Here is a 22,381-nt window from a genome sequence, read left to right as displayed (position 1 = left end):
TGCTCTTGAGAATTGCTTGAGCTTCTTTGCCCGGATGCCGGCGACGATCAAAAATACGGTTTGACTTAAGGGGAATTACTGATGGAAGCAATTCAAAATACATTACGCGAATGGCAGTTCGAAGCCAGCCAGCAAGGCGTTTCGGCGTCGGCTTACCTGGAGCAAAAGCTCGCCGCGTCGCCGCAACAGTTGGCGGAAACCGCCGCCTGCCTGGGCATGGTCGCGCTGTCGAAAGATGAACTGAACAACGCAGCCTTGCGTTTCGATCTGTTGCCGTTGACGGAGGCGCTGGCCTCGCGCGTGTTGCCGGTCGAACTGGGTGGCGCCATATTTCTGGTGATGGCCGAGCCGCTGGCGCGGGCAACCCGCGTGCGCTTGCAGAACCGCCTGGTCACGCGCCGTCCGTATTTCGCGATGAGCTTGCCGGGCTTGATCGACGAGCTGCTGAAAAAATCCGAAGCCAGCGAAAGAGTGATGGACGATGTCAGCGTGGATGCCGGCGACGATTCGCTGGCGAAAGCGGTGGAGTCGATCTCGCTGGCGACCATCGCCAAGGACGAAAGCCCGGTCATCCGTCTGATTAACATGACGCTGTATGACGGCCTGCAAAGCCGCGCCAGCGATATCCACCTGGAATCGGGGCCGGAAGGGCTGTTTATCCGTTATCGGATCGACGGCGTGATGCAGCTGATCCGGCCGGTGCAAGGGCTGGAAGTGGCGAATCAGGCCATGTCGCGCCTGAAGGTGCTGTCCAGCCTCGACATCGCTGAAAAGCGGGTGCCGCAGGACGGTCGCTTCAAGGTCGCGCTGCAAGGACGCGAGATCGACTTCCGGGTCTCCATCATGCCCGGCGCTTACGGCGAAAACGCGGTGCTGCGGGTGCTGGATAAATCGTCGCGCGGCGACGTGCTCAATCTCAATACGCTCGGCTTTACCAGCGAGACTGCGCGCCGGATTCGCGCGCTTGCCTTGCTGCCTTACGGCTTGACCCTGATCACGGGGCCGACCGGCAGCGGCAAATCGACCACCCTGTACGCCACGCTGTCCGAAGTCAATACCGGCGAGGACAAGATCATCACGATTGAAGATCCGGTGGAATACGAAATGGCCGGGGTGTTGCAGATCCCCGTCAATGAAAAGAAAGGGCTGACATTTGCCCGCGGTCTGCGCTCCATCCTGCGGCACGACCCCGACACCATTCTGGTCGGTGAAATCCGCGATGAAGAAACCGCCTCGATTGCAGTGCAATCCGCGCTCACCGGACACCGCGTGCTGTCGTCGGTGCACGCCAACGATGCGTTCAGCGTGATCGATCGTTTTATCTACATGGGGGTCGAGCCATCGACCTTTCTGGAGGCGCTCAATGGCGTCGCTTCGCAACGGCTGGTGCGGCGCATTTGCCCGGACTGCAGCCCGTATGACGCCAACACCGATATCGAGGATTTGCATGCGGTGAAGCCGGGGCCGGGTTGCGATACCTGCCGCGGCACCGGTTTTCGCGGCCGTATCGCGCTGGTGGAAGTGCTGCGCCTGGACAGCCGCATGAAGGGCGCGCTGATGGAGCGTTCCCCCGAAAAAAGGCTGGAGGCGCTGGCTCACTGCGAAGACTATCAGTCGATGCGCGATGCCGGGGTGGAAGCGATTCGCAAGGGCTTGACTACTTATCAGGAGGTGCAGCGTGCTGTGGCAATGGAATGAATATGTGGCGTTGATCGACGCCGAACACGTCGCGCTGAGCGCGCCGCCTCAAACGCGGCAACGCAAGGATGCGGACCTGCAGCCGCCAGTGCGATGCCGGCATGAAGGCAATCCGGCCGCTGCACTGGCGACCTTGCTGCAAGGCGTGCAGCCCAGCTTGCTGGCAAAGCGCCAGCGGCTGCAAGTGCTGCTGGGCTATCCGTGGGCAAGCAGCGTGGTGCTGCCCTGGCAGCCTGGTCTGGCCGGCAACGATGCATCCTGGAGCGGCTATGCGCAGGGACTGTTGCGCGAGCAGGGCTTCGAGTCGCCGTTGCGGGTGCGGGTGGAACGCGCCGGCTTCGGTCAGGCGCGCCTGGCGTTCGCCGCCGATGCGGCGTTGCTGGACGGGATCGCGGCGCAAATAGTCGAGGCCGGCTGGTATTTGAGCGGCTGCCGCGATTTGATGTCGGCCACTTTGCTGCGCTATCGCCGGCAATTGATGGCCGCCGATTACACGCTGACGATCGTCGAGCCGGGCGCGGTGACCACCCTGGTGCGCAGCGAGCGGGAATGGCGCGATGTCGCGACCCTGGTGCTGGCGGATGGCCAGAGCGCATCTGAAGCGCTGGGCGCAACCGAACTGCTCACGCAGCAAGCGCAGCAGACGCCGCCCGCAAACCGTTACTGGAGCGGCACGGTGGACGCGGCGGCGGTCAGCATGCAGGCGGACGCGATCTGGCTCGGCAGCCCGCTACTGCAAAAGGAGGCGGCATGAAGGGCTTGAAACATATCGATTTTAGAGAGCGCCGCAGCGCTTTTCGACCATTGACGGCGGTGCTTGTCTGCCTGGCGCTGGCGGCAACCGCCGGGGCCGGTTACCGCTTCATGCAAAACCAGGCGCTGCAGCAGGAGGTCGACGGCTTGAGCGACCAGCTGGCGCAGCGCGAGCAAGCGCTGAAACGCGCCGAGCGCGGCAGCAAAGCCAATTCGCCGGAACAACGCAAAGTGCACGAGCTGGTGGCGGCGCAGGGCGGCGCGGCGGCAAAAACGCGGCCGGCCGTACTGGAGCGGCTGGAACAGGCGTGGAGTCCGAAAGTGGCGTTGTTGTCGATCGCGGTCGAGGGCGCAGGCAAGCAGGCCAGGATCGAGGCGGTGACTTCGGACCTGAAGCAGGCCTATATCTATGTCGAACGCTTGCGCAATAAGGAAAGTAAAACACGCGCCACCTTGCTGCGTCACGGCATCAAGGCCGGCGACCCGAACCGGGCGGTGGTCTTTAGCGTGCTGGTGGAGCAATCATGAAACAAAAACTCAAGATAAAAATCGGCAATCCGCTGCCGCGCCTGCGCTGGCATGCGCAAGGCGTGCTGGAGCGGATCGGCCGCAACGGCGTGCTGGCAGCTGCGGCTGCGCTGGGGTTGGTGGCGTATCAAGGGCTGGCTTTGCTGCCGGAAGGGCAAGCGCTGCAACAAGAACAGCAGACGGTGACGGCGGACCTGGCCAAGTTATCCAGGGCGCCGGCGCCGACGGCGGAAGCGACGCAGACCGCGGCCGCTTTGCTGGGCGCCAATATCAGCGCGCGCAAGTTGATCGTGTTTGAACTGCTGCGCCAGTACGGACTGGATGTCAGCGACTCGACCTACCGCGAGGATGAAGAGGTGAAAGGGCGCATGGCGCGCTGGACCCTGAACGTGGTGGCCAGCGGCCGCTATAGCGATCTGTCGCGGGCGCTGACCGCATTGCAGGCGCAGCCCTTGCTGCGGCTGGACGCGGTCAGCCTGGAACGGCAGAAAATCGAAGACACCTTGCTGAGCATGAAACTGCGCCTGAGCTTGCTGGGGGATGGACGATGAGGACGATGAGAATGATGAAGACAATCAGATCCTGCATCTCGACGCGCTGGCAGCGGACTGCGCAACTGGCCGTGCTGCTGGCCTGTATCGGCAGCGGCGCGGCAGCGGTCGCCAACGGCAATCAGGACGTCGAGCCGGTCGACCTGTTTCCGGCCCAAAGCTGGGATTCGCTGACGCAAAGCGATATGCCGGACACCGCTGCGGCGGATGAAATGGAACTTCCCGAATTGACGGACGCCTTGATCGCGACCGATATGCCGCTGCCGTTTTCCGCGGTAGCCGAATGGAAAGAGGGCAAGCAGCGCATCGTCGTCCTGGATGGAATGGGCAAGACCTTCGTGCTTTGCCGCAGTTGCAAGGTGCCGGGTGCGGTGCATCCCGGCGAAGTGATCGAGCAGCAGTACAAATTGAAGGCATTGAACGACGACGATGCCATTTTCATAGGCCCTGCGGGGAAAGAACTGACATTGACGTTGACGGGCCTCGGGCTTTGAGCAAACGCGCTAACCAGAGAGTAAACAATCATGAAACGCAACACTATTATTTTCGCGCTGTTGTCACCCTTCCTCGTATCGGGGTGTGCGATGACCGGCGCTATCAAGGACCATTTTTCCCCGGCCAAGCCGCAGCTGACGCAACAGGAATCGCTGCAAGCAGCCAAGGATGACCTCAAGAAACGTCCCGACGACACCGAGAAGCAGCAGGGCGTCGTGCGCGAGCAGGGCGGCTATGTGAATGAAGAGCTGCGCCAGGCGACATCGAAAATGAACGCCGGCAAAGAAGCCGAAGCACTGGCGCACCTGGAAAAAGTGCTGGCTGAACAGCCCGGCAATATGCGGGCCGAGCAGCTGAAGAAGCAAATCCAGCGCCGCACCGAGATGCAGGCCGAACTGGCGCAGGCCGGCAAGATCAAGAGCAAGCATCCGCAACAGGCGCTCGACATCGTCGGCAAGATCTTGCTGGAACAACCGGCTTACGCACCGGCGCTGGCCCTGCGCGACGAGATCTCGCGCCGTCAGGATAGCCGCCGCAGCACCCGGCCGCGTCTGGCCGATGCATTGCGCAAACCGGTTTCGCTGAATTTTAAATCGCAGCCGATGATCAATATTTTCGATGTGATCTCGCGCATGACGGGGGTGGATTTCGTGTTCGATCGCGACGTCCAGACCTCGATGCCGGCCAGTATTTTCTCTGAGAAGACCACGGCCGAGGATGCCATCAACCTGTTGTTGCGCACCAATCAGCTGGAGAAAAAAGTGCTCAACGAGCACACCGTGCTGATTTATCCGGCGCGTGCGGACAAGGACAAGAATTACAAGGAATTCGTGCTGCGCACCTTTTACCTGAGCCACACCGACGCCAAGACCGCCATGGCCGCGCTGCGCCAGATGATCAAGCCCAAGGACGTGCATATCGACGAACGGGTGAACGCACTGATCATGCGCGACACGCCGGAAGCAGTCAGCGTGGCCGAGCGGATTATCGCTTCGCTCGACATTCCGCAGTCGGAAGTGACGATGGATGTGCAGGTGCTGGAAGTCAATACCACCGACGAAGTCGATCTGGGCGTGGATTTCCCGGGCAAGGTCAATCTGTCGGCGCGATCGGCAGTGGAAGGCAGCGTCTTTACGCTGGCCGACCTGCTGCGCCTGAACCGTGAGAAAGTCGGCGTCAGCGGCGACAACGGCGCTTTGTCGATGGCGATCAACATGCTGCAAAAACAAGGCAAGACCAAGGTGCTGGCCAATCCGAAAATCCGGGTCCGCAACCAGGAAAAAGCCAACATCAAGATCGGTGAAAAAGTGCCTATCATCACCAACGTCAATGCCAACGGCGTCGTGACAGAGTCCATCAATTACCAGGACGTCGGCCTGATGCTGAAAGTCGAACCGCGCATCAGCCTGAACGACGAGGTGAGCGTCAAGGTCAACCTGGAAGTCAGCAACATCCTCAATACCCTGAAGACTGCCAGCGGCAACGTCGCCTATACGCTGGGAACGCGCAATGCCGAAACCGTGATGACCGCTAAAGACGGCGAAACCCAGGTATTGGCGGGTCTGATCAAGCAAAACGATATCAACGGCGCGAGCGGCATTCCTGGTCTGAGCGACCTGCCGTGGATGGACCGGGTATTCGGCAGCAAGAAAACCAATCGTGAGAATTCGGAAATCGTGCTGCTGATCACGCCGCATGTGGAACGCAACCTGGACCTGCCGGAAGCCGGCGTCAGCACCTTCCTGTCGGGCACCGAATCGCAGGTCACGACCGATACGCTGACGCTCGAATTGCCGGCCGGCGCGACTAGCGCAACGCCGAAGAAGATGTCCGCGCCGACCGATGCGAAAGTGCCGGCGCTGAGCGATCCGATTGCGCCTCCTGATGCGGATGTCAAGGACGAGCCGGCAGCGGCCGCACCGGCCGATTCTTCCAATGCGGATTCGACCCGCGACGGCATCGTGAAAGCGGCGGACCAGGACGCGCTGCGCATGGCGGCAGCGGAGCCAGCCTTGGCTGCGACGCAGCCGGCCATGACGCTGAGCGGCACTCCCGCCAGCTTCAATAGCGCCGGTTCCGCGTTGTCGGCGGTATGAGGCCCGTCATGCGCATGCAGCGAGGTTTTTCGCTCATCGAATTGCTGGCAGCGCTGACGCTGCTGGCATTGCTGATGACCGTGGCAGCGCCGGTGAGCGACCTGATCAAGCAGCGCCGCCAGGAGGCTGAAATGCGGCAAACGCTGGCAACGGTGCGGACCGCGATCGACGCCTACAAGCGCGCCACTGCCGACGGCAGCATCGAGAAGTCGATCGAGCAGAGCGGCTATCCGCCCGACCTGAATGTACTGGTGGAAGGCGTCGCCAACAAAAAGGACCCGAGCGGCGCGAAACTGTATTTCCTGCGCCGTCTGCCGCCGGACCCGATGTGCGACAGCTGCGACGGCAAGTCGCCTGCCGACAGCTGGGAAACGCGCAGCTACGATAGTTCACCGGAGTCGTTTTCTTCCGGCAGCGATGTCTTCGATATCCGCTCCAGCAGCAAAAAGCCCGGTCTCAATGGAGTTCCCTACAATGAATGGTAAAAATCACAAGAGTCGCGGTGCAGGATTCACGCTGATCGAACTGCTGGTCGTGATGGCCATCATCGGCGCGCTGATGTCGCTGGTGACGCCAGGTTATTTCAAGCAAAACACGCGCGCCAAGGAAACCGTGCTGCGCCACAACCTGTTCACCATGCGCGGCTCGATCGACGATTATCGGGCCGATCATGCGACCAATCCGGCCTCGCTGGAGGTGCTGGTGACAGAGCGCTATTTAAAGGAAATACCGCAGGACCCGATCACCGGCCGCCGCGATAGCTGGCTGCCGCAAAGCGGCGAGATCGCCGGCGTGGCCGATGTCAAGAGCGGCGCCAAGGGCAATGCGCTGGACGGGACCAGTTATGCGGGATGGTAAACACAGACAAAGCGGTATGGCCTATATCGCCGTGCTGCTGCTGGTGACGGCGGTGGCGCTGTTTGCCACCGGGGCGGCGCAGGTATGGGCCAAACAACGCCAGCGCCAGCAAGAGCAGGAGCTGTTGTTCATCGGCGACCAGTACCGGCAGGCGATCGCCTCCTATTACCGTTCCGCCACCGGCAGCCGTTATCCGCGTACGCTGGCGGCGCTGTTGAGCGATGACCGGGTTCCCTATACACTACGGCACTTGCGCAAGCTCTATCGCGATCCAATGACAGGCGATACCGAGTGGGGACTCATCAAATCGCCGGACGGCGGCGTGATGGGGGTGTATAGCATGGCGGAAGGCGCGCCGCAAAAGCAGGGCGGATTCCCCTCGGGTTATGAGGGCTTTGCGGGGCAAAGCAGCTATAAGGAATGGGCGTTCGTTCATGTTCCGGCTGCGCCCGGTAGTAGTGATCCAGTAGTGGAAAGTCCATAAGGGCACCTCTACAAACCTACTGCGCGGTCCAATCTCGGAGCTGCGATGCTCGCTGTACCTCCGTACAGCTGTGCTTCTCGCTCCGACCTTGGGCCGCTCGCTACGGTTTTTAGAGGTGCCCGTGATCCATCAACTAATCGAGCTTATATGATCGTTGCGATTCTAGAAGACGTCCCGGCCCAGGCCAATATGGTTGCCAACCTGCTCAAGCGCGGCGGCTACGACACCGTGATCCGCGCCGACGGCGACAGTTTTATCGAACTGGTGCGGGCGCAGCCGGTCGATGTCCTGCTGCTCGACTGGGATGTGCCCGGCATGCCGGGCATCGAGGTGTTGAAATGGGTGCGGCAGACCTTGTTCAACACGCTGCCGGTCATCATGGTGACCCATCACGATAGTGAAAAAGACATCGTTCATGCGCTCGATTCCGGGGCCGACGATTATTTGACCAAGCCGGTGCGCGAGCATGAATTGCTGGCCCGGGTCAATGCCCAGGTCCGCAAGTACTATCCCGAAAATGAAAAATCCGAAGTCGTCACGGTGGGCAAATTTACGCTCAATACCGAGTCGCGCACGGTGCAGGTCGAAGGCAAGGACATCAGTTTGCCGCTGCGTGAGTTCGAGCTGGCGCTGCTGTTGTTCAACAACGCCGGACGCATTCTGACCAAGGATTTTCTCAGCAAGCACATCTGGGGCGTGATCGACCGCAAGTACGATGCCAGCCTCGCCACCTACGTCAGCAACCTGCGTTCGACGCTCGGCTTGCGCTCGAAAAACGGCTTGGTCATTTCCACCGTTTACAACTACGGTTATCGGCTGGAGCGGGTATAAACGAGCACCAGGATTGCGGCGGGTAACCCGGAAATCCGCATGCGTTAATTAAATTTCCCGTGTTTCCTAAGATGCATCTCTTGAATCGTCGTATCCCGCCTTCCTGGCTGGTTTCCCCTCTGCGTAACTACCTGCTGCCGGTGCTGCTGGTGTTGCCCTCGTCACATGTGAGCGCGGCAGCGGCCGCCGATACAGCCGCAAGCGCACGGCCGCGCATCGGCCTGGTCTTGTCGGGCGGCGGCGCCCGCGGCTATGCCCATCTTGGGGTACTCAAGGCGCTGGAACAGATGCACGTGCCGGTTGATGTTGTCGCGGCCACCAGCATGGGGGCCGTGGTCGGCGGACTGTATGCGAGCGGGTTGTCAGCGGACGAGCTGGATCGCAGATTGATTGAAACCGATCTGAGCGATATTGCCTTTGACCGGAATCAGCGGGCGGAATTGCCGCAGTCGCAGCGGGAAGACGATTTTCAATATCCGATCGGATTGTCCGCCGGTTACGGCGACGGCAAGCTGAAGCTGCCGGCCGGCCTGGTGCAGGGCAACAAGCTGCTGGCGCTGATGCAAAACTGGACGCCGCAACTGCCGGCCAATATCTCCTTTGATGCATTGCCGATTCCTTTTCGTGCGGTGGCGACCGATCTGGGGACCGGCGCCGAGGTGGTGCTGAAGCAGGGTTCGCTGCCGCGCGCGATTCGCGCCAGCATGGCGGTGCCGGGCCTGTTCGCACCGCTCAAGCTGGATGGACGCATTTTGGTGGACGGCGGCCTGGTCCGCAACTTGCCGGTAACGCTGGCGCGCGAGATGGGCGCCGACGTCATCATTGCGGTCAACATCGCGACCGAGTTGAACGATCCGGCGACGCTCGATTCGCCGGCCGCGGTGGCGCAACAGATGGTGACCATCCTGGTGCGCCAGAACGTCAAGCAGCAAATCGGCTTGCTCAAGCCAGATGATGTGCTGATCGAACCGGATCTGGGCGATCTGTCGTTCTCAGATTTTTCACGCGGCAAGGACGGCGTCAAGGCCGGTTATGACGCCGCGCAGCGCCAGCGGGAGAAACTGGCGGCACTGGCGCTGCCGCCGCAGCAATGGCAGTCCTATCTGGCCGCCCGGCATAACGGCCCGCTGCTGGCGCAGGACACCCGGATCGACGCGATCGAGATCAAGAGCCGGGGTCGGGTGCCGGCCTCGATGGTGCGGCGTTCGCTGGACGTGCAGGAAGGCGATCGCTACGACCCCCTTGCGCTCAATCAGGACATGGCGCGCTTGTCGACCAACGGCGATTTCAAACGCGTTACGCAAGAGCTTGTGAATCGGGACGGCCGCAATGTACTGCAGATAGAGGCCGAGGATAAATCCTGGGGGCCGCACTTCCTGCTGTACGGCCTGGGTGTGTCGAACAATTTCGACGGGCGCGGCGATTTCAATCTGCAGATCGGCCATCGCTTGCCGTGGATTACGCAAAGCGGGCTGGAATGGCGCAGCGATGCTGTGCTGGGCGGCAAGCGTGCAAGCTTGCATACCGAATTGCGGCAACCGATTTGGAACACGCTGGGCTTGTATGTCGCACCTTATGCCGAATACGGACGGCGGCACGTCGACGTTTACTCGGATGACGGCGATACCAACGCAAACACGGTGCCGGTCACCGCGTTCCGGGTAGACACCACCAAAGTTGGCGTAGACCTGGGTATTCCGATCGGGCGGCTTGGTGAGTTCCGGGCCGGGGTCAATTATCAATGGCAGGTCGCGTCGCCGTCGTATAGCGCGCTTTTTGTATCGGACGATGGGTTGACTCCAGTGCTGTTGCCGGTGCAACGGACCAAGCAGCCGGTGGCACGCGCACAGCTCACCATCGATCAGCTCGACGATCCTTTGTTTCCGCGTAAAGGCTACTACCTGTCGGCGATCAGCAACAAGGCGTTTGGCGGTGTGGACAACAGTTACAGCGACGCTCAGGCCAAAGCATTGTGGGCGGTCAGCCGCGGCCGTCACACGCTCAACCTGGGGCTGGAAGCCGCCGGCACTTACGGCAATCAAGCGAATGAGGTCAACGGCAACGGCGGACTTGGCTTCTCACTCGGCGGCTTCCAGCATCTATCGGCTTACGCACCGGACCAATTCACCGGCAACTATTTGCTGTATGGCCGCCTGACCTACCTGAACGACATGCGGGAACTGAGCTTGCCTGGATTGCGCAATACGGTGCTCGGCAGCAGTCTGGAAGTCGGCGACGTCTGGCAGACCAGAGATGCCTTCGGCAAGGGCGGTTACAAGAAAAGCGCCAGTGTGTTCTTGGGCGGGAACAGCCTGCTTGGCCCCTTGTATTTTGGGCTGGCGATTGCTCCGCGCGGAGTCTGGAATCTGTATCTGCAAATGGGACGCGTGTTTTAAAAGACGCTTTCATCGGCAAACACCATTAGGGTATTCATCGTGAAATTAAGCAATCAAATTGTCGCCGCGCTGCTATGGGGCTTGCTCTACCTGGTCATGGGCTATATGTCGCACCAGCTCAACGGACCAATTGCCGCGACCGGTTACATCTGGCTGCCGGCCGGCGTCACTGTGGCCGCCTTCATGCTGAACAAGACCTCGCGCTGGCTGCCGCTGATCGCCGGCTTCGTGCTGGCGCAACTGCTGCTGGGCTGGATCGAGGATCGCAGCCTGTTGCGCACGGTGTTGTTCGCCGCCGATGAAATCGGGATTGCCGCGATGGTGGTGGCGCTGGTGCGGATGACGCAGGCGCCGATGGAGGGCTTGTTTTTCCTGCGTCGCCTGTTGATTATCGGCGCCGCTTGCAGCGCGGTCAGCGCCGCGATCGGCGCGGCCTGGTTCTTGCTGGTGCTGGACGTGCCGTTCTGGCCGACCGCGCGCGTTTGGGCCGCATCCGATCTGGTCGGGATACTGATCGTGACCCCGATACTTGCCGGCTGGTCGCGTTTTCACGCGATGCGTTCGGACCCAGGGAATCGCGACGATTTCCTGCTCGGGCTGGCGGCATTTGTTGCGATGGGGCTCACAGCTTTTGTGATTTTCGACGGCGGCGGCATAGTCAACTTCTCGATCGGCATCAATTTTGCGCTGACCTACGTGCCGCTATTTTTCGCTGCGGTTCTGACGCTGTTGTGGGGCGGCCGCGGCGGCTCGCTGGCGGTCGCGATGCTGGCATTCCTGGTGTTGTTGAATACCGCGCAAGGCACCGGCCCGTTTGCCGAACTGGCGGACAACACTTCCAGCCATTCGCTGCTGGAGGCGCAGCTTTATCTTGCGGTTGCCGCGCTCCTGAGCTTGCTGATCAGCGCGCTTAAAACCACCCGCGAACAGTTGCACGAAGATGCCGGGCAGTGGAAGAGCGATGTCGAACTGGCGCTGACCGTCAGCCGGCAACTGGTCTATAGCCTGGCCCCGCACAGCAAGAAAATATTCTGGAACGGCGACCTGCAAGGATTGCTGGGCGTGCCGGCGGCGGCCTTCAGCGATCTCGATCAGGTGCTGGCGCATATACATCCTGACGATCGCGAGCAGCTGCGCCGCCGCTGGCTGGACGACACGGACGACGATGCCCGGCCTGACCTGAATTTCCGGCTGCTGTTGCCGGCGGGCGGTGTGACCAGCGTGACCGACATGAGTGCGGTGCTGCTGGATGCCGACGAATCGGTCGCCATGGTGGCCGGCGCCTGGCGGCTCAATCTCAAGGAGGCCGCTCAGCAACGGAGCATGACATGAGCGCTCGCACCGGGGCCTTGCTGATCCACGGCCTGGGCGGTACGCAATTCGATCTCGGCTCCTTGCATAAGGTGTTGCAACGCGCCGGGGTGGCAACCCACGCCGTTACCCTGCCTGGCCACGGCACCCAGCCCGAAGATCTGGTATCGGTCAGCGCCGACGACTGGCTCGATGCGGTCGTCGCCAGCTATCATGAATTGGCCGCTCAATACGAGGTGTTCCACGTGCTTGGCATGTGCATGGGGTCCTTGCTGGCGCTGGCGCTATGCGATCGGGTACAGCACAGCAAAGGGAAATTGGTGACCTTGGCGCCGCCTATTTTTATAGATGGCTGGTCCACCCCTTGGTATCGTCAATTGCGCCACTTGGTGTACTGGATTCCGGGGCTGCCGGGCAGGATGAAGGTGGAAGAGGGCGAGCCGTTCGGCATCAAGAATTCGACTGTGCGCGCCATCGTCAAGGCCAAATTCGCGCGCGGCGACAATTTTCACTATCGCTGGGTGCCGCTGGCCTGCGTGCGCCAGGTCGACCGGCTACGCCGCCGGGTCCGCGCCGGCGCCCGCAATATCGCATGTCCGACATTGGTGGTGCATGCCCGCGAAGACGAATTGACCAGCTTGAAATCCGCCGAATTCCTGCAAGCCTCTCTAACGGATGTACGGGTGGTGGTGCTGGAAAACAGCTATCACATGATTTGCGTCGACAATGACCGGGAACAAGTCGTCAATAGCGTGCTGGAATTTTTCGGGTATCCGCCGGTGCCGCCGCGCCGGGTGCGCGGGGCTGACTAACTAACAAAGCAAGCTTTGAGATTTACTTGAGGAAGTTCGCGCCGCCGTGCGGCGGCTGGTCCAATGGCGGTTTTCCGTCAGACCAGTATCCTCATGACTTCCTCGCTGCGCCGCTTTATCAAGTTGAATGCATGGATCGCGATTTTTGCGATCCTGCTCAACGCATTGGCGCCGTCGGTCACGGCAGGCAAGGCATACGCCAGCGGCAAGCCGATGGCCATCATGGGCCTCGGTTTGATCGCGCATCACATGCCGTCGCCGGATGCGGCAGCGCCTGCCGACACAGCTCCTAAGAAGGCCGCCGGCACGGCCGAAACTTGCCCGTTTTGCGGCGTCCATGCCGGTAGTTTCGGCTTGCCGGCGCTGCCGCCGGTGACGCTGGTCAGCGCGGCTGCGATCGCTTTTTTTTCACACGCCTGGATCGAGGTTTTACAGCCGGCGGCACACTGGCCGGATTATCGTTCCCGCGCTCCACCGATCTCTCTCAAGTTGTTCCAAATACCAATGTCCTGAGCGGTCCGCCGCACGACATCGAATTCTATTTACTATCAAGAGAGATCAAATTGAAAAAGCAATCCCAAACACAACAATCCCCACGCTTCAAACCAGCATTTTTCCAACTGAGCCGTTGCGCCGCGGCGGCGCTGCTGCTGACCGCCGGCATCGCGGCACACGCCCATGAAGGACATGACGGCGCCGATACGCCATCGCCAGAAAGCCACGGCCCGGCCGGCGTCATGTACGACCACATGCACGCCAAAGGCGAGTGGATGTTCGGCTATCGTTTTTCGCAAACCCGTCAGGGCGGCGGTATGCAGCATGGGACCGATAACGTCGGCAATGCCGAGCTGGACGCTGCCGGCTATCATATGAAACCGACCAGCATGGTGATGAACATGCATATGCTGGACATCATGTATGCGCCGACCGACTGGTTCAACATCATGGTGATGCCGATGTTCATGGAAATGCCGATGGGGATGGAAGGCCTGCCGATGATGCGGCACGGGATGGGACCGATGACGCACAGCACCCGCGGCATGGGGGACACCCCGGTCAGCGCCTTGTTCCGCTTGTACGATGACGGCACCCACCATGTGCAGGTCGGCGCCACCGTCAGCGTGCCGACCGGCTCGGTCAGCGAGAAGAACGTCAATGGCAAGTTTACCCACTACGGCATGCAGCTCGGCAGCGGCACCTGGGATGCGATGCCCAGCATCACCTACACCGGCCATAGCGGCAAATGGAACTGGGGCTTGCAGGCCGATGCCGTGCTGCCGATGCAGGATGCCAATGCTTCCGGCTACCGGCTCGGCAATAAGCTGCATCTGACCGGCTGGGGCGGCTATAAGCTGGCCGACTGGCTCAACATGACCAGCCGTCTGTCATACACCGCGCAAGGCGCGATCAAGGGCGAGTACAACGGCCCGCATACCACCGGTATGCCCGACGACGATACCGCCAACTACGGCGGCAAGGTAGTCGAAGTGGGTGTCGGCCTGAATGCGATGGCGGGTTCCGGTCCGCTCAAGGGATATCGCCTCGGCGTCGAATACGTCGAACCTGTGGCGCAAAACCTGAACGGCTTTCAATTGAAGCGTCAGCCTTCGCTGTTTTTGAATGTGACCAAGGCGTTTTAAGGCGCGAATCCGAGTAGGGCGCTTTTGAGTAGGGCGGATGAGCGTAGCGTTATCCGCCGATGGATGTGCCACAGGTGTGTGATGCATCCAAGACGGCGGATAACGCTTCGCTCATCCGCCCTACGTTCTACCATTTTTTTTCAGGCGTTCCATGTTCTCGTACATGGAACGTTTTTTTTCGCGGCATTGAGATTCCTTTTAGGAAGTTTGTGGCGATGCGCCGGATCGCGAAAAATATGATCTTTGAGATGAGAAATCATGAAAACAATCAACAAAAACCGTTATAGCTGGCCGCTGGTCGGCATTCATTGGCTGACCGTGCTGCTGATGCTGGCAATTTTATTTTCGGCCGAATTGCGTCATGTGCTGGTTGAGCGCGGCGGCATCTCCATGCGTTCCGTGATGGTGCTGCATATCGGCTGCGGCGTTGCCTTGCTGGCTCTCACCGTGATACGGCTGGCGGTGCGGCTGTTGGGTCGGCGCATGCCCCCGGCGCCGGGCGGCAGCCGCTTCGAGCATGCCGCCGCGCATGCCGTGCATCTGGCGATCTACGCCTTGCTGCTGGCCGAGCCGCTGATCGGCTGGATTATCGTCAACGCCAAGGGCATGGCGATTCCGATGCCGCTGCTGGGTTTCGATTTGCCGATCCTGGTGCCGCGCGATACCGAGTTGGTGACGCGGATGGTCATGCTGCATGAAATCCTGGGCCGGGTGTTCTACGCCACCGTTGCACTGCATGGCGCCGCCGCGTTGTGGCATCACTTTGTCAAGCGGGACGGGATCATCTACCGCATGTGGTGGAAGACCAAACCGCAAGATCAGCGTCAGGTGCGTGCGCCGCTGGGCGGTTCGGCCAACGATGCGCGGGCCTTCTTGAAAACGTCCAAGCTGGAGCACGGCCGCTCGGCGGCTTAAGGGAAATCCGATGAGCATCTTATTGCCTAAGCCGTTCGCACGCAGGTCCAGGGCCAAGCGCCTGCGCCGGATCGAGATGCAAATGCCGGACGTGCTGCTGGCTGTCGCCGGCGAACTCCGGGCCGGCGCCGATTTGCCGGCCGCGCTGGCGGCTGCCGCGCAACAAGCGCCGCTGCCGATGGCCGCTGAGCTAGCGCTGCTGCTGCGCGAGATCCAGCTAGGGGCGGCTCTGGAGCCGGCCCTGAAAAATATGGAGCGGCGGCTGCCGTTGCACGATTTGATGAAGCTGGTAGCCGCTATCTCGGTCGCTCGGGAAGTCGGCGGCAATCTGGCCGGGGTGCTGGAGTCTGCCGCCAAAACGCTGCGCGAGAAGCATCGGATTGAAGCGAGGATCCGGAATTTGGCGTTAATCGGCAAGGTGCAAGGATTGGCGATGTGCTGCCTGCCTTTGCTGCTGTTGCTTGCTTTGCATTTGGTGGAGCCGCTGGCGATGGCGCCGTTGTTTCACTCGCCCTTCGGCTGGGGCACGCTGGCTGCGATCGCGGTCATGGAAATACTGGGCTATCTGACGATCCGCAAAATAACCGATATCGATGTGTAAATCATGATGCTATTTATTGTCGCCGCCGCTGTCGGCACGTTCTGCCTGCTCTGCTGCATTTTGTTTTATCTGTGGCAGCTGCTGCTGATTGCAGTGCCGAGAGAAGACCGAAGCTGGCGCTATCCTTTGCCGCGCGCACTGCGGATGATCTGGCCTGCGGTGCGGTTCATGGAATGCAACTGGGGCCGGCGCTATCCGCAGCAATGGCTGGCCAGCGCGCACCGGCGTCTGACGACGACTGGCATGACGGCGCTGATGAACGAGCGGCAATTCGTGTCGCTCAGTCTGTTCTGCGCGCTTGCCGCAAGCTCGCTGGCCGGATTGGCTATGCTGATGTTGCCTGGATTTTATTCGCTGTTGCTGGCGCCGTGCGCCATTGCGGGCATGTTCTATCCCTGCATCTGGCTGCGCAACATGCGGGCCGAAAATGTGAAATCCATCTTGCGGCATCTGCCGATTTACCTCGATCTGCTGAGCATGGCGGTAAGCGCCGGCAGCAAGGTCACGGCCGCGCTTGAGTACGCGGTCGACAAAGGCCCGAGCGGCCTCTTGCAGCACGAGTTCAAGCGCATGCTGCACGACATGGAATCCGGCTTGAGCCGGGCCGAGGCGTTGCGCCGTATGGAGCAGCGGGTCAGGATCAAGCAAATCACCCATTTCAGCAACGCCGTGATCCAGGCCGAGCGCATGGGGAGCGGCTTGGCCAATACGTTGAAGTTTCAAGCCGAACGGCGTCGGTGCGAATGTTTTCAGCGGGCTGAAAGGCAGGCAATGGAAGTGCCGGTGAAGCTGATTTTTCCGTTGTTGGTCTTCATTCTTCCGGTCACGTTGATGGTGCTGGCATTCCCGGTCGTCATTCAGTTCATGCAGGAGGGAATCTGGTGAAGCGCACATCGGAAGTTACGCACACAGCGGTATAGGAATACTCCTGCTACAAAAGCGGACCGCGAGCAATTTCTCTACGCTTCGGCGCCCCGCAAAATGGTTGCACGACATTTCACGTCCCGGTTGTGTTGCCTCGTGGACTGAATGAAATCTCGCTCGACGATGTATGTGCAAATTTGAATCAGGAGTAAGTGATGTTTATTGACTTGGGTAAGGGACGTTACGTGTTGGATACGGCTAAGGATCCGTATGCGCTGGCGGCGATGGAATCCTATGCGGATGTCTGGGCTGCCCATAATCCTGCGTTGGCGTCCAGGTTGCGCCGGCAATTGGGCGCTGCCGATAACTCTTTGCGTTGCATGCCGACCATGTGGCGCATGTTTCACTCGGCGCAGCAGGCGATAAGGGGCAGCGAGGCTTACGACGCTGTGGCATGGGGGAAGGTAGAAGCGGCGTTATTGGCGTCCGGTCTCGGTACCCGCTATCTGCCAGCGAAGGATAGTGCGGACGAAACATAGGCCGACACTAACGGCAACGATCCGGCCTCGACGGACATGAGCCCGGACCGAGCATCGAATGCGCCAAGTAGAAAGATAAAGGAATCATGATGCAACTACGAAATGATCAATGGGAAAAATTGGCGCCGCTGTTAGCCGGAAAGCGCGGCGATCCGGGAGTCCGCGGTAAAAACAACCGCCTGTTTATCGAGGCCGTGCTGCAGGTGGCGGCTGGCGGATCGCGGTGGAACAATTTGCCGCCGGAGTTTGGCAAGTGGCACACCGCGTATATGCGCTTCAAGCGCTGGAACGAATACGACCTGTGGCGGCAATTGATGCAGGCAATGCATGGCGATCCGGAATTGTCGGCCATGCTTGAGCAGATTGTTGCCTATGGCGACCAGCGTACCGAGCGCATCAGGCAGAGATCGGTCCGGCACGCCAACAAGCGGCACTATCACGCCTCCATGCATGCGGCAAAAACCGACTCGCAAGCCGCGTCGACATTGCATTGGGTCGGCTTGATGGCGGAAGCGCCGCCTATCATCAACTCAACCATGCCGCCGGCGAGCGCTTGACGGTTCCCGATGCGCAACCGGGTGTTGTCAGTGCGGCAGTAATGAAATTGCAATTAACCTGCAGTAAAAGCCATTTGTCTTGAGCTCGCTAGGCGGCAAGCAAGCGCTTTAATATTTCTCTTCGACACTAGAAAAACAGCAATAATAAGAATATTCTTATGCCGAATCCTACTAAACCGAGCAAATCGGTGCTTTTTCATCCATTTTATCTATGACAGAACCCATTTCAATAGTGCAAGCAGATATCTCAGATGTTTCATCGCGGGATAGTGCGCCTGCTATCAATGTGGTCGTGGCCGACGACCATCCGGTCGTCATCCTGGGCGTCAGTAATATGTTTGAGAACGAATCCGATATTCACCTGCTGTCTGCGGCGGTGACGATCTCGGAGTTATTCGAGACGCTGCGCCAGGTGCCGTGCGACATCCTGATTACGGATTACTCGTTCGAAGGCGACAGCGAACCGGATGGGATGCACATGCTGGAACGGGTGCGGCGCATGTATCCGGCGCTGAAGATCGTGCTGCTGACCGCGCACGACGATATCGTGGTGGTGCGGCAGGCGATGCGCTTGGGGGTGTTGGGTTTTATCAGCAAGAGCAGCGGTGAATTTTCCGCGCTGCCGATGGTGGTGCGCAGCGTGATGCGCGGCGAACGATATCTGGACCCCACAACGTCCAAGGCCATGCTGGAATATATGCTGGAAAACAATCCAGGCGCGCAATTGCTGTCGGCGGTCAAATTGTCGGTGCGCGAAGTGGAAGTGTTGCGCCTGTTTGTGTCGGGCATGACGGTGACCGAGATCGCGTTGCAAACCAAGCGCAGCCTGAAAACCATCAGCACGCAGAAAAAGAAAGCCATGATCAAGCTGGGCGCGCGCAATGATATTGAGCTGATCAATGCCTTCGGCCGCATGGGAGGAACGCATCGCCAGCCCGATCCGGGATCCGATCCGACATGACCCGCAGGCAGCGGGTAGCGCAATGGCTGCGGACCCGGCTGGTGCCGCCGGGCGTTGCGGCGATCCTGCCGGAGGTGTCCGGACGCTATGCCAAGCGCCTGCTATACGGCGGTGCGGCGCTGTTGACGCTGGTGGTCCTGCTGACCATGGCGGTCGGCATCAATTCCCGGGTACAGCGCTTTATCAATGACCAGCAGCACGTGTTTGCGCGCCAGCGCGAACTGGTCAAGACCGGGGTTGACCGCTACGAAGTGGGCTTGAAACAGTACGTCGAAAATTATGAGGCGCTCTGGACCTTGCACCAGCGCGACGGCATCCCTGTACAGAAGTACCGCCAGCGGCTGGCGACCGAGCATGGCGTCACCCTGACCGAACCCGACCTGACCGCTGCGCCGTTCTCGGTGCTCACCACGCTGACCACGCCTGCCGATCAAGACCGTCTGACGTCGCTGTTCGGCATCATCCGCGAAGTATCGCCGGCGCCAGGTTTCCGGCAACGCGACACCGGTCATTTTCTCGGCGGTTTTACCTACACACCCGACCAGCGGTTCCTGGCGACTATCCCGCCGCTGCGGCCGCCGCTGTTGCAAGCGGCGCGGCAGGGCGCTATGCCGGACCTGATCCACCAGCGTGTTGCCAAGGTCGAGCAGGAGCTGTCCCAGTATTCGACCGAGACCCTGAAGCGCCAGCGCGTCTTCTGGATCAGCCTGTATGACGACCCGTTCGACGGTCAATTGATCACCCATTTCGCCAGCCCGGTTTTTCTCGGCGGCCGGCGGGCGGCGGTGATTTCCGTGGTGGTGCCGCTCAAGCAATTTGCCCATCTTTTTCAAAATGGCGCGCATGAGCGCGGTTTTTTTGTGGTGGCGCGCAGGCATCGGCATTTGTTCGGCGTCGATGTGAACGACGCCGTCGAGCAGAGCTGGAGCGGCACATTGCTGGCCCATCCCGACGTCCTGAGCAAGGCCGACGACCATGTGCAGATCGCACGCCGCGGCGGCGTCTACTTTGTCACGCAGACCGTCCCGGGGCCGAACTGGATCGCCGTGTATGCGTTCGACTGGACCACCATCCTTGCCGGACTATGGCCGGAGCTGTCCTGGCTGCTCGCCCTGATGTTCTTGCTGCTGGCGATCCTGTGGGCCTTCGTTATCACCCTCGATCGTTTCGTGTTTACTCCGCTGCAACTCCACTCGCAACGGATGCATGACAGTGAAGCGTTTAACCGCACCGTGATCGAGACCGCCCCGGTCGGCTTGGGCGTGGTCGATCCGCTGAGCGGCGAGATGGTGCTGCAAAACGAGATTGCCGCCAAGCTGGTGCACCATGCGGCAAACGGCGAGGCGGCGTTTTATCGGCAGTTGCTGACCGCGTCTGGCGCTGGCGCGCGCACGCCCGGCAAGCTCCACTTTGCGGAAGCAACGGTGGAAGATGCGGCCGGCGAGGGCGGCCTGCGCGACGTTGCCGCGGCGTTTTCCCACACCCGTTACCGCGAGCGCGACGTGGTGCTGTTCGGCCTCACCGATATCAGCGAACGCAAACATGCCGAACGCCTGATGCATCAAGCCAAACTCGCCGCCGATCAGGCCAATCAGGCCAAGTCGATGTTCCTGGCCACCATGAGCCATGAAATCCGCACCCCGCTGCACGGAGCCTTGGGCAATCTCGAATTGCTCGATATGGAGAGCCTGTCTCTGCCGCAAAAAGAGCGGGTCGGCACGATACGGCGCTCCTTCGATGCGCTGCTGGCGTTGATCAACGACATCCTGGACTTCTCCAAAGTCGAGGCCAACGAGTTGACGCTGCACAGCGAGCCGTTCAGTCCGCACGCGTTGGCGGAACGCTGCGCGCAGACCTTCGCGCCGCTGATCGCCGCCAAGAATGTGCACTTTTTTTGCTTCAGCTCGCCGCAATTGCCGGCCTTGTTGCTGGGCGACAGTCATCGGATTGCGCAGATCCTGATGAACCTGCTCGGCAATGCCGCCAAGTTCACCCAGTCCGGCGTAATCACGCTACAGCTTGAGTTGATCGACGCGCACGCAGCGGACGACAAACTGGCGTGGCTGCGTTTTTCGGTATCGGATTCGGGTATCGGCATCGCCGAAGATCGGCAAGAGGACATCTTCACGCCGTTTTCCCAGGCCGACGGCTCGGTGGCGCGCCGTTTCGGCGGCACCGGACTCGGATTGTCCTTGTGTAAACGCTTGACCGACTTGATGCAAGGGCGTATCGCGGTCGATAGCGAACAGGGGGTGGGCAGCATCTTTAGCGTCGAACTGCCGCTACAGATTGCGGCTGCTGCGAGCGATGCCGATAAGGACACGCTGGACGTGGCATTTGACACCATTGTCGTGTTGTCCGATACCCCAGGCTGGCGGGCCATGCTGGAAGCCGGCATAGCCCGTTCGCTACCGGCCGTCAAATTGATCTGGGCTGCCGATCCCGAGCAAGCGCGAGCGTGCGCGTCGCCCGACGCCATCCTGTTGCTGGCCGCCGGCGCTGCGGCCTTGCCTGAGGCCTGGCGCGCACTCGGCGCACTGCCATTCTGCGATACCGTCTGGATCTCGCCCAACGGCCCTTTGCATCCCGAACGGCGAGCAAGTGTCATCGCGCTCAGCGCCTATGCCAGCGATGCCTTGCGCCTGGCGCTGAGCATCTGCGGTCAGGGTCACGTTCAACCGGCGCGACCGCTTTTAGCCGTACCTGCCGCTCCGGCGTTGCGCCGCCAGCGGGTGCTGGTGGTGGAGGACGACCCGGTCAGCCGAGCTCTGATCGGACCGCAACTGATAGCGCTGGGCTACTACCGGATCGATACCGTGGAACATGGGCAACAGGCGCTGGAGCGTTGCCTGACTGAATCGTATGACGTGATCCTGAGCGACCTGAACATGCCGGTGATGGATGGCAAGGGCTTGCTGTCAGCCTTGCGTGAGCGCGGCATAATGACGCCCATCATTGTCAACACGGCCAGCACCGAACAGGATCGCGACGCCGATCGGCACGGGTTTGCCTATGTGTTGCACAAGCCGGTCGGCATAGTTCAGCTGGGCGATGCTCTCAACCGTGTGCTGGGAAACGCGGCAGCGCCTGCCGCCGCAATCGACGCGCTGGCGGACCCGGCGCAAAACAGCGCGTTTGCGCTAAAACTGCAGGCCGCTTTCCTGGCGACTTGGGAAGCGGACCAGGCTGCTTTGCGGCAGGCGGCGGCCGGCGCCGACGGCGGTGTTTTTCTGCGCCGGCTGCATCGCCTCAAGGGGGCGCTGCTGGTATTGCGAGAGCACGATGCGATAGCGCATTGCGACGTTCTGCAGCGCGACATCAAGAGCGGCGGCATGAGCGCCGTGGCCGACCTGCTGCCGGCATTCTGGGCCAGCATTGATTGCATTGTGCGGCGCTACCAAGCCCAGGCTTCTTCAGCGTGACAACGTATTTGTAAGCAAGTATTTAATCCCGGGTAGTAAAGAATTTTTTGCAACTGGAATTTTGATTTT

Annotated in this window: 22 protein-coding genes; all 22 read left to right on the top strand. The window is 60.6% G+C overall.

Annotated elements, in window-relative coordinates; genetic code table 11:
- The first annotated feature begins 81 nt into the window (after positions 1-81).
- The 22 genes from ACFPM8_RS17315 to ACFPM8_RS17210 all read left to right on the top strand — a co-directional run bounded on the left by ACFPM8_RS17315 (position 82) and on the right by ACFPM8_RS17210 (position 22,312).
- Entirely contained in the window at positions 82-1,698 is a 1,617-nt protein-coding gene (locus ACFPM8_RS17315; protein WP_378999283.1) for a GspE/PulE family protein, read from the top strand.
- Entirely contained in the window at positions 1,679-2,452 is a 774-nt protein-coding gene (locus ACFPM8_RS17310) for a hypothetical protein (RefSeq protein ID WP_378999281.1), read from the top strand. Before ACFPM8_RS17315 ends, ACFPM8_RS17310 begins: the two co-directional genes overlap by 20 nt.
- Positions 2,449-2,979, top strand: coding sequence for a hypothetical protein (locus tag ACFPM8_RS17305; protein ID WP_378999279.1), 531 nt, complete (start codon positions 2,449-2,451; stop codon positions 2,977-2,979). Before ACFPM8_RS17310 ends, ACFPM8_RS17305 begins: the two co-directional genes overlap by 4 nt.
- Positions 2,976-3,530 carry a hypothetical protein gene (locus ACFPM8_RS17300; RefSeq protein ID WP_378999277.1) on the top strand — a complete coding sequence of 185 codons (555 nt, stop codon included), beginning with the start codon at positions 2,976-2,978 and terminating at the stop codon, positions 3,528-3,530. Before ACFPM8_RS17305 ends, ACFPM8_RS17300 begins: the two co-directional genes overlap by 4 nt.
- A gap of 11 nt (positions 3,531-3,541) precedes the next feature.
- Positions 3,542-4,024 (top strand): hypothetical protein, encoded by a 483-nt coding sequence (locus ACFPM8_RS17295; RefSeq protein ID WP_378999276.1) that lies wholly within the window; start codon positions 3,542-3,544, stop codon positions 4,022-4,024.
- 30 nt (positions 4,025-4,054) lie between these two features.
- Positions 4,055-6,121 carry a secretin N-terminal domain-containing protein gene (locus tag ACFPM8_RS17290; protein WP_378999274.1) on the top strand — a complete coding sequence of 689 codons (2,067 nt, stop codon included), beginning with the start codon at positions 4,055-4,057 and terminating at the stop codon, positions 6,119-6,121.
- A gap of 8 nt (positions 6,122-6,129) precedes the next feature.
- Complete coding sequence (locus ACFPM8_RS17285) at positions 6,130-6,606, top strand: type II secretion system protein (protein WP_378999272.1); 477 nt, start codon at positions 6,130-6,132, stop codon at positions 6,604-6,606.
- Positions 6,596-6,979, top strand: a complete 384-nt coding sequence (locus ACFPM8_RS17280; protein ID WP_378999270.1) for a type II secretion system protein — start codon at positions 6,596-6,598, stop codon at positions 6,977-6,979. The genes ACFPM8_RS17285 and ACFPM8_RS17280 overlap by 11 nt, the downstream gene beginning before the upstream one ends.
- 16 nt (positions 6,980-6,995) lie before the next feature.
- Positions 6,996-7,463 carry a type II secretion system protein gene (locus ACFPM8_RS17275; protein WP_378999268.1) on the top strand — a complete coding sequence of 156 codons (468 nt, stop codon included), beginning with the start codon at positions 6,996-6,998 and terminating at the stop codon, positions 7,461-7,463.
- A gap of 147 nt (positions 7,464-7,610) precedes the next feature.
- Positions 7,611-8,294, top strand: coding sequence for a response regulator transcription factor (locus ACFPM8_RS17270; protein WP_378999265.1), 684 nt, complete (start codon positions 7,611-7,613; stop codon positions 8,292-8,294).
- Positions 8,295-8,365: 71 nt separating this feature from the next.
- The gene (locus ACFPM8_RS17265) at positions 8,366-10,690 is read left to right on the top strand and encodes a patatin-like phospholipase family protein (RefSeq protein ID WP_378999263.1); all 2,325 of its coding nucleotides are present in this window, start codon (positions 8,366-8,368) and stop codon (positions 10,688-10,690) included.
- A 39-nt stretch (positions 10,691-10,729) separates the two neighbouring features.
- Positions 10,730-12,022: an MASE1 domain-containing protein gene (locus ACFPM8_RS17260; protein ID WP_378999261.1), complete on the top strand. Its 1,293-nt coding sequence runs from the start codon at positions 10,730-10,732 to the stop codon at positions 12,020-12,022.
- Entirely contained in the window at positions 12,019-12,813 is a 795-nt protein-coding gene (locus tag ACFPM8_RS17255; RefSeq protein WP_378999259.1) for an alpha/beta hydrolase, read from the top strand. Before ACFPM8_RS17260 ends, ACFPM8_RS17255 begins: the two co-directional genes overlap by 4 nt.
- Before the next feature lie 93 nt (positions 12,814-12,906).
- Complete coding sequence (locus tag ACFPM8_RS17250) at positions 12,907-13,326, top strand: DUF2946 domain-containing protein (RefSeq protein ID WP_378999257.1); 420 nt, start codon at positions 12,907-12,909, stop codon at positions 13,324-13,326.
- A 50-nt stretch (positions 13,327-13,376) separates the two neighbouring features.
- Complete coding sequence (locus ACFPM8_RS17245; RefSeq protein ID WP_378999255.1) at positions 13,377-14,453, top strand: transporter family protein; 1,077 nt, start codon at positions 13,377-13,379, stop codon at positions 14,451-14,453.
- 258 nt (positions 14,454-14,711) lie between these two features.
- Entirely contained in the window at positions 14,712-15,368 is a 657-nt protein-coding gene (locus tag ACFPM8_RS17240; protein WP_378999253.1) for a cytochrome b, read from the top strand.
- Positions 15,369-15,378: 10 nt separating this feature from the next.
- Positions 15,379-15,969 (top strand): type II secretion system F family protein, encoded by a 591-nt coding sequence (locus ACFPM8_RS17235; protein WP_378999251.1) that lies wholly within the window; start codon positions 15,379-15,381, stop codon positions 15,967-15,969.
- 3 nt (positions 15,970-15,972) lie between these two features.
- Positions 15,973-16,854, top strand: coding sequence for a type II secretion system F family protein (locus ACFPM8_RS17230; RefSeq protein WP_378999250.1), 882 nt, complete (start codon positions 15,973-15,975; stop codon positions 16,852-16,854).
- A gap of 194 nt (positions 16,855-17,048) precedes the next feature.
- The gene (locus ACFPM8_RS17225; protein WP_378999247.1) at positions 17,049-17,372 is read left to right on the top strand and encodes a hypothetical protein; all 324 of its coding nucleotides are present in this window, start codon (positions 17,049-17,051) and stop codon (positions 17,370-17,372) included.
- A gap of 89 nt (positions 17,373-17,461) precedes the next feature.
- Complete coding sequence (locus tag ACFPM8_RS17220; RefSeq protein WP_378999245.1) at positions 17,462-17,929, top strand: transposase; 468 nt, start codon at positions 17,462-17,464, stop codon at positions 17,927-17,929.
- Between the two features lie 292 nt (positions 17,930-18,221).
- Complete coding sequence (locus ACFPM8_RS17215) at positions 18,222-18,890, top strand: response regulator (protein ID WP_378999243.1); 669 nt, start codon at positions 18,222-18,224, stop codon at positions 18,888-18,890.
- On the top strand, positions 18,887-22,312 hold the full coding sequence (locus tag ACFPM8_RS17210) for an ATP-binding protein (protein ID WP_378999241.1): 3,426 nt from the start codon (positions 18,887-18,889) through the stop codon (positions 22,310-22,312). The genes ACFPM8_RS17215 and ACFPM8_RS17210 overlap by 4 nt, the downstream gene beginning before the upstream one ends.
- The last annotated feature ends 69 nt before the right edge of the window (positions 22,313-22,381 follow it).

The organism is Paraherbaspirillum soli, from assembly GCF_042654985.1.
Classification (GTDB): Bacteria; Pseudomonadota; Gammaproteobacteria; order Burkholderiales; family Burkholderiaceae_D; genus Paraherbaspirillum; species Paraherbaspirillum soli.
Note: the sequence above shows the minus strand (reverse complement) of the source record. Positions and strands in the feature narration are given on the sequence as shown.